Source organism: Acinetobacter sp. 3657, from assembly GCF_031456775.1.
Lineage (GTDB): Bacteria > Pseudomonadota > Gammaproteobacteria > Pseudomonadales > Moraxellaceae > Acinetobacter.
This window is the reverse complement of sequence record NZ_JAVDVH010000031.1, coordinates 1-2,258: the sequence shown is the minus strand read 5'-3', so window position 1 is coordinate 2,258 and position 2,258 is coordinate 1. Positions and strand designations below refer to the sequence as shown.

The window sequence follows — 2,258 nt, the reverse complement described above, 5'->3', positions numbered from 1 at the left end:
TTTAATACTGCAGTTTGGTTAAGCTGACCCGCAACTGTGCCATATTTGACAGTAAGTGTTTTACTGCCAGTTGGCTGTCCTGAGAAGGTAATGTGATTTTGAACAAACGATGTAGGAATGTAGCTTAATACCTGAGGTTCAGCTCCCAGACGTAACTTGCCGATGATACTCCCTGCTGGACTGGTATCACCTGATTTATTATATGAATCCAGTTTAAATTCATATTCACCATTTCTACTGCCGAAATCCCAGTTAAACCAGCCTGAAATCCCTGTTAAGGTGATATTTTCCCATACACCGCTTCCGACCTTACGGAGTTTTAACTGTGCCACAGTCGAGTTACTTGCAATTGGTTTAAATTGGTCTACAAAAGATAGAACAGTCATTCCATGGAATAAGCTAAAACCATCTCCTCCATGGAATAAGACAAAACCATCTCCTCCATAATTCATCGGAGAAACACTTACTTGCATACCAGCAGCGTTAAACTCCATTATACCTTGTTGGCGATTGACGATCGTTTCCCCAGACAAAGTCACATACTGGATCTCATATTTCTTTGTGATATCTAATGGCGCTTGAAAATTGAAATCAAATGAACCTGCTACTGGATTACCATAGATATCTTTTAGAGGAGTTGCGGGAAAACATATATATGGTGCCTTACTACCTAATTCTCTATAATATATAAACATATGGGTAGTGTTAACAGGTTGGTTAGTTAATCTAAACAACAAGTCTTTGGTGAGACTTCCACTTCCTTGATTATGAGAATAATTATACATAAGATCATAATCATAATATGATCCATTCTTCTCTCTTCTTACATCATTATCACAACTAGCAATTGGAATAAAACTTTGTCCATCCTTATACACCAAAGTTACTTGATAATTGGCAGTATTATTTATAAAGACTGTCTTTTTAAACTCTGCAGCGTATATATCTACATTTATTTTAGTAATATCACCTGCAGACAAATAAAACATATTAGTTGTCTTTATTAACTCACCAGTATTTCTATTTTTAACAACAATTGCAAATTCATCTTTTCCATATTCTCGTAAAATACTATTATTAAAAGTATACTCTATACCAAAATATGCAGTATCATCATCTTTCAAATAACCTTTTGTTTTAAGGAATGTAGCATTAAAAACACCAATATCCTTATAAATAACATTATTCAAATCCTGCTTACTATTAACAATCTCCTTCTTGTCTTTATAAATATTAGGCATATCATTCGCAGATAATACTTTTTGAGTAACACTTGCTTGATTGTTAGCTGTATTAATTACACCTTGCCCACCACCTAACACATCACCCTTAGCATTATAGGTTATATATTGATAATCATATATTGTATTTGTATTTAATGCACTTAAATTAGCTTGATACCAACCTGATGAGTTTTTATATAAAGCTGCACTACTGGTTAATGTACTCCATTGACTTGCACCTTGAAGCTTATATTTCACCTCAACACGACTTGTTCCACTCGGAACACTATTTATCATTAAATGATTATATGAAACTAGACTCCCCTGATGTTCAACCACTTGCATGCCAAAATCAAGAATATCCCCTGCATTAGAGTAAAATATTGGTGGTCGATTACGGCTATCCGTATATGTAACATACGTAAGAGCCTGTTTATCTGGAATCTTATTAATAGAGTTCATCACCAATTCTGTTACAGTAGGCGAAACTCTCTTATAAATTTTTATATTATAATTTTTACCACCTAAGAATTTATCTATATTCTTATCCAATGCGAACGTAACAGAGTTGGTACTTGGGTTCACAGTACTCTTATAAACTTGACCATCAATACTTAATTCAACTTCAAAGTTTCCCTCACCAAAACTCCTCAACTGAGATGGAAGCGCAAACTGAATTCTGTCGACTAGCATTCCTTCTTCATATTGAAAGGTAAGCTTATCACCAGCCCCTTTAATCACCTGTTGAGTACGGCTTATAATTTTCTGAACTTTCTGTCCGACTAAAGTAATGGGCAACTTATAATCATTGAAGATATCAACCGCCACCTTACTCATGGTATTGGCAACTGAATTCGTCGTATTATTCGGATTGGCAGTCACACTGCCACCCGAGAACACATCAACGATATTCACAGAACGTTTGATCGTTCCCGTGCTACTGTCTAATACCTTTCCTGTCGCATCCGTACTGCTATAACTAAAACTGAAATCAGCATTGGCCTTGATCGCTGAAATATCCAGTACAAAGGCACC

General features: G+C 35.5%; 1 protein-coding gene. It reads right to left on the bottom strand.

Annotated elements, in window-relative coordinates; genetic code table 11:
* A partial coding sequence (locus tag J2Y37_RS15790; RefSeq protein ID WP_349033415.1) for a hypothetical protein occupies positions 1-2,258 on the bottom strand: 2,258 nt, incomplete at both ends.